The organism is Clostridium sp. AF02-29 (assembly GCF_934835585.1).
Taxonomy (GTDB): domain Bacteria; phylum Bacillota; class Clostridia; order Lachnospirales; family Lachnospiraceae; genus Otoolea; species Otoolea fessa.
Map to the genome: position 1 here is coordinate 23,496 of NZ_CAKVZK010000036.1, position 6,234 is coordinate 29,729.

The window sequence follows — 6,234 nt, forward strand, 5'->3', positions numbered from 1 at the left end:
CATTCAGCTTCAAAAACACTTGTCTGTAAACTGCATTTTCGCTGTATCAACGCCGTTTCCGAAGAAGAAATGCTAGAAGTTCATGCACTAACAACGGCGTGGCGGATAACAGGAGAAGCGCCAGCCACTCTGCCGGGTGCAGCCGCACCGTGTGAAGGAGTTTCATCAAAAAAGGAATCTCCGTCACCGCAACCTGCATCAGAATCCCCACAAAGAACGCCGCAAGCATCAGCGGATTTTTCCCAAGACTGCGCGAAAATGCCGAGCCCGTGAGCGAGCGCATGCCGACCGCATGAAAGAGCTCCGACAGCCCCAGAACGGTAAATGCATACGTCTGTGCCCGCAAAAGCTCCTGTCTGCTGAAAAATGCCCCCAGCGTGACTGCTGCAATCAGAGACCCGTAAAATACCATGCAGAACCACCCGCCTCCGGCAAACAGCGACTCGCCCGTCCGGCGCGGCGGCTGACGCATCAAGTTCTCCCTGTCGTTTCCATCCATGCCGAGTGCCAGCGCCGGAAGCGAGTCCGTAATCAGATTGATCCAAAGGATGTGCCCGGCTCCCAGCGGCGCCGGTATTCCGATAGCAACGGCGGCAAACATGGTTAAAATCTCCCCCAGATTGGAGGAAAGCAGAAACAGTATAGATTTTCGTATATTTTCATAGATGCCGCGCCCTTCCTCAATTGCCCTCTCGATCGTCGCAAAATTATCATCCGTCAAAATCATATCCGCCGCCTGCCGCGCCACATCGGTGCCGCCTTTTCCCATCGCGATCCCGATATCGGCTGATTTAAGCGCCGGCGCATCATTTACGCCGTCCCCGGTCATCGCCGTCACGCACCCGGCGCGTTTTAAAGCCCGCACAATCCGGACTTTATGTTCCGGCGACACCCGTGCAAAGACTGATACAGAACCGATTCGTTCCTCCAGAGCTCCCTCATCCAGCGTTTCCAGCTGCGCCCCCGTCATGCATTCTTCCCGCCGTTTGGCAATCCCCAGCTGCCTGGCGATCGCAAGCGCCGTGTCTGCATGATCTCCAGTGATCATGACCGTCCGCACAGATGCCTTGCGAAATGCCTCAACTGCCCCGGCTGCTGCCTCCCTCGGCGGATCCATCATGCCTGCCAGACCCAGAAATACCAGGTTCTGCTCCAGCTGTCCCACCTGTTTCTCCCACTTTCCATCCGGCATTTTTCCTGTTTGAAGCTCCCTATACGCCCCCGCGAGTACTCGCAGGGCACGCGCGGACATACGCGTGATCTCCGCCTCAATCTCTGTCCGCCTCTCCCTGGTCAGCGGCACAATTTTGTCCTCTTCCATCTCATAACGACACCTTTTAAGAATCACATCCGGCGCCCCTTTTACACAAGAAATCCAGTTTTCTCCCTGCTCATGCACCGTCGTCATTCTCTTCCGATCCGAATCAAAGGGAATCTCCCCTTTCCGCGGATATCTCCGACGCAGATGCTCCGGAGAAACACCACAATTTTCACAAAATCCGTACAGCGCCCGCTCGGTGGCATCCCCCACCGTCTCCCCGGCATCGCTGCACAGCGCAAATACCTCCAGAAGCCGTTTTCCCACTTCTCTTTCCTTAGAGCGCGCCAATTCCTGTTCCGTATACTCCTGTCGGTTTACATAACATGTCGTCACCGTCATCTCATTTTTCGTCAGCGTCCCCGTTTTATCTGAGCAGACCACGCTGACTGCCCCCAGTGTTTCCACGGACGGAAGACGGCGCACAATCGTGCCAGCCCGCGCCATTTTCGTCACTCCCAGCGCCAGCACAATCGTCACCGTCGTCGGAAGCCCCTCCGGCACGGCAGCTACCGCCAGGGAAATCGCGGTGAGCAGCATTTCCATCACGTCGCGCTTCTGCCAGACGGCGAGGGCAAATAATAAAACGCACAGCCCGATCGTAAGAATACTCAATAGTTTCCCCAGATCCGACAGCCTTTTTTGCAGCGGTGTCTCCTCCTCCGGCGCCTCGCGGATCAGAGAGGCAATCCGCCCTACCTCCGTATTCATGCCGGTGGCGATGACAATTCCCTTTCCCCGCCCTGCCGTCACGTAAGAAGTCATAAATGTCTCATTTTTACGCTCTGCCACCGGAAGCGCACCGGCGGCTAAAAAATGGCTGTTTTTCTCAACCGCCCGCGATTCGCCGGTCAGCGCTGATTCTTCAGCCCGCATTTCAGCTGTCTCGGTAAGACGCAGGTCGGCTGGAACCTGCCGCCCGGCATCGAGCACGACCAGATCCCCCGGCACCAGCTCCCGCGCGGCAATCTCCCGCTCTTTTCCTTCCCGGATCACAACCGCCTCCAGCTGCGTCATCCGTTTTAAGGATTCGAGCGCTTTCTCCGCCTTCCCCTCCTGAATCACGCCCACCGTGGCATTTAATACTACAACCGCCAGAATTACCCCCGCATCGCCGTACTCGCCCAAAAGCAGGGAGATCCCGGCTGCCGCAAACAACACAAAAATCAGGGAGTCGCAAAGCTGTGCCCCGATGCGCACTATCAGACTCCGCGGTGGTGCTTCCCGCAGCTCATTTTCCCCATAATGGCGCTGTCGCACCTCCACTTCCGCTGCCGATAAGCCTGTCCGCAAATCGACCGAAAACTCCCTGCACACCTCTTCCACCGTCCGGTTCTCATACATGCGCATTTCCCCCTTTTTCTGTCCCTGTTCTGTACTTTTCACAGACTGCATTTATTCATATGCGGAAAATAGGGGGGATTAGAACTGAATGGTTGGAATAAAGAAATGGAAAGCATAGTCCTGTTTGATGCTCAAATGGCATCGGAACTCTTATTGTTTCGATGCCATTCTATAAATTCTATGATTTAATTTTATCGTTCTGTTTCGGTCACATACCTTACACCTGTGGTTCCGGCTCCTGCGTCTGCGCGGCCGGTTTGCGCTCCATCGGCATATAACCTTCTTTCTTCCGCTGTATCGGCTGTACAGGCACCGTTGCTGCCGTATCCCGGAACGCCGGGAGGCTGCCTGTCTCCATGTAAGCGCGGAACGGAAGTTCGCCCTGCGCCGGATCTCTCACGACCTCATTTTTCTCCACTTCTGGCCGTTCTCCTCTGCGCAGTGAACGGCGCTCAAACCGCTCCCGTCTTCCATAAGCCGGGCGGTCTTCCCGTTTCTCATTTTCCGGCACCGCGCGGTTTCCGCTACGTCTGTCCGCTGCTCTCTCGGTTCCTGAAACACGCGCTGCCTTCTCTCTCTCTGAGCAAGCTTTCTCTCTGCCCTGCGTGCGCTCGGTATTCCCCTCTGCAGCACGATCCGCTGTACGGTTCCGATAGCTTCTCTCCGATCGTTCCGGTCTGTCGCTGCCAGACGGACGTTCTTGTGCGCTGCGCTCCTGTTCCGGCTTTTCGGCTTTTTCCGGTGTTTCCAGACGTGTTCCCCTATTCGGACCACTTACGCCTCTTGGCGCCTGTGTCCGCTCCGAAAGAGGTCGAACCTGCATCTTATTTTTCTTTTCCTTCTCCCGGAAGCTTTTAAGTACGATCGCCGCCGAATACTGGTACGCATAGATACAGCTTTTCATCAGTTCCTGCTCTTCCTCCGTCTTGCAGGAACTCAAGAGCATCTCTTCCTCTTCTTTTTCCAGATATGCCTCTCCGTTCGTATCGCGTTCCTTTACCGGCTTGTAGATCCGGTATTTCTTGTAATACGGCGGACATGGAAACTGCTTATTCTTAACCGGTTCCGGTACAATCCGCAGTTTGTAGGTATCGGACATGCGCGCCAGAACATTATGTATTTTCTCACAATTCTCTCTCGTATTTGTCTCCCGCGCCGGGATACAAAGTAAATAATCCATCTATTTTCCCTCACATCTATCAAACGATCCTTTTCAAAATCGTTTTCTTCTCAAATTTTCTACATTTACGCCAATCTTTATTGTATCATGTCAGAGAAAAACGGGCAAGTGAAAAAGAATGTGCCTCACGACAATTTCCTGTTACACAAAAAAAGGCTGCCACACGAATGCCACACGAACGTTTTCCGTCCGGGGCCTTCTGTTTGTGACAGCCTGTCTTCCTTTATCTAACGCAGCCATATTTACCTGCGTGTTACTGTTCACGCATACGTGTCCAGTAACACCTGCGTTCCTCAGTCTCTTACACCATCCAGTCTTTCAGCACGCCGTGATCGCGCAGCAGCTTTCCAATCACCGTCTTGTCAATCTTCCGGAGAATCGGCTTTTTGAGTGCTTCAAGCGGCATCGGCAGCTTCATTTCCAGCGGCGATCTGCCGTCCATCAGCTTGACCGTGCTGTCCAGAAGCTCGCGGATATCGTAGACACTTCCCCATACCTCCGGTACGCCGCGGTCTACGCCGCACAAGCCATACACCGCTTCCATCGCGGTGCGGACGGAATACTCGGTCGTGAAAATAGTATCACGCGGGGTCTCCGCAAACTGCCCCAGAAATGCCGCATTGACACATCCATCCGGGATAACGTCCGGGCGGTCTCCGGCTCGCCGCGGCATAAAGAATGCTGTAATATACGGCATCATCGTCGGCGTACAGTTCGCATGGTTCTCAGCCAGTTCCTCGATCTGATCCTCCGGGATTCCGAGATGGTACAGCCATTCTTCGGTGATCTCCTTGCCCGTGCAGGCGCGCATCGGCTTCTTCACATAATCGCCCGGTACATCCGTAAATAAACTGTATACCCAGACGCAGATCTCGTCCTTATTCTGCGCTTTGAACTGTCCCTGACGGTTGATCGTCCAGCTGAGCAGCCAGCTTGAATCACGGCAGCTCACGATACCGCCTGTTACGACGCGTCCACTTCTCGGATCCCTGCGGCAAATCTTGCGGATCTGGGAAATGATTGTCTCATCCGAAGTCGTGACCGTCGCAGACTCCCAGTTTGTCTTCTGGATATCCGAGCAGAATTTCTCCGGATGTCCAAATGCCGGATCCTGCGCAGCAATCTGACGCCACAGACTCCAGCAGCCGCTGGTACGCACTTCCGCACCTTCTACCGGTGCCTGATTCTGGTCGCCGTAGATCGTTCCCTCAGTACAGCTTCCGTTCGTAATAAAGACAAAATCATCCTCGGTCAACGTGATTTCCTTCTTCTCGTCGCCCTTCACACACTCGATCGCCTTCGCAACCTTTTTCTCACCCCGGATGTCAAACCGCACATTCGTAACCTCGGTGCCAAACTGGATCTGGACGCCTGCCGCCTCCAGATATTTCTGCATCGGCAGAATCAGCGACTCATACTGGTTGTAACGCGTAAATTTGAGTGCCGAGAAATCCGGAAGTCCGCCGATGTGGTGGATAAAACGCTGGAAATATCGTTTCATTTCCAATGCACTGTGCCAATTTTCAAACGCAAACATAGTTCTCCAGTACAGCCAGAAATCCGAATCAAACACCTCATTATCAAACACATCCTCAATGGATTTGTCATACAGATCCTCATCTTTCGTGAAGAACAGCTTCATGATCTCCATGCTGCCTTTCTGGCTCAAGCGGAATTTGCCGTCCGTGTGTGCGTCCTCGCCTCGGTTGACCGTCGCACGACAGAGCGAGTAGTTCGGATCGTGTTTATTCAGCCAGTAATATTCATCGAGAACTGATGCCCCCGGCACCTCCAGGGACGGGATGCTGCGGAACAGATCCCACAGGCACTCAAAATGATCCTCCATCTCGCGGCCGCCGCGCATCACATATCCACGGGTCGGATCCTGAATACCGTCACATGCACCACCAGCTACCTCCATCGCCTCCAGAATATGGATATTTTCTCCCGGCATCTGTGCGTCTCTCACAAGAAAACACGCCGCCGCCAGAGAAGCCAAGCCACTTCCGACGATATAAGCCGATTTGCCCTCGATTCCCGCCGGTTTCTCCGGGCGCGCAAACGCCTCATAATTTCCCTTCGAATAATAAATTCCCTTGCTGTTTTTCTCCTGGCTGCCGCGTTCCGTATTCCGGTAATCCGAAGCCGACTTAACCACTTTTCCTGCCTTTTTCCGCTTCGACGCCGCTGCCGCCAGCCCCGCTCCAACTGCCAGTGCCGATACCGCACCCGCTTTCCATGCTTTCTTATTCATGTCCTGATCGCCCCTGCCTTTCTTCAACTTTCAAACCACTTCTTTTTTACATTACCCCGATATCTAGTTTTTAATACTATCTAATAGTAGTTTGATAGTAAAACTTTTTTGGAGAAAAGTCAAGGGCATCATCTTCTG

3 protein-coding genes are annotated in these 6,234 nt (G+C 53.7%); all 3 read right to left on the minus strand.

Translation table 11 applies throughout. The annotated features are described in order from the left end of the window. Positions 1–46: 46 nt before the first annotated feature. The 3 genes from PUQ60_RS09495 to PUQ60_RS09505 all read right to left on the minus strand — a co-directional run bounded on the left by PUQ60_RS09495 (position 47) and on the right by PUQ60_RS09505 (position 6,096). Complete coding sequence (locus PUQ60_RS09495) at positions 47–2,662, minus strand: cation-translocating P-type ATPase (protein ID WP_273380331.1); 2,616 nt, start codon at positions 2,660–2,662, stop codon at positions 47–49. 217 nt (positions 2,663–2,879) lie between these two features. Continuing rightward, a complete protein-coding gene (locus PUQ60_RS09500; RefSeq protein ID WP_273380329.1) occupies positions 2,880–3,842 on the minus strand; it encodes a hypothetical protein in 963 nt (320 codons plus the stop codon). Positions 3,843–4,143: 301 nt separating this feature from the next. After that, on the minus strand, positions 4,144–6,096 hold the full coding sequence (locus PUQ60_RS09505) for an oleate hydratase (protein WP_273401007.1): 1,953 nt from the start codon (positions 6,094–6,096) through the stop codon (positions 4,144–4,146). Positions 6,097–6,234: the final 138 nt, after the last annotated feature.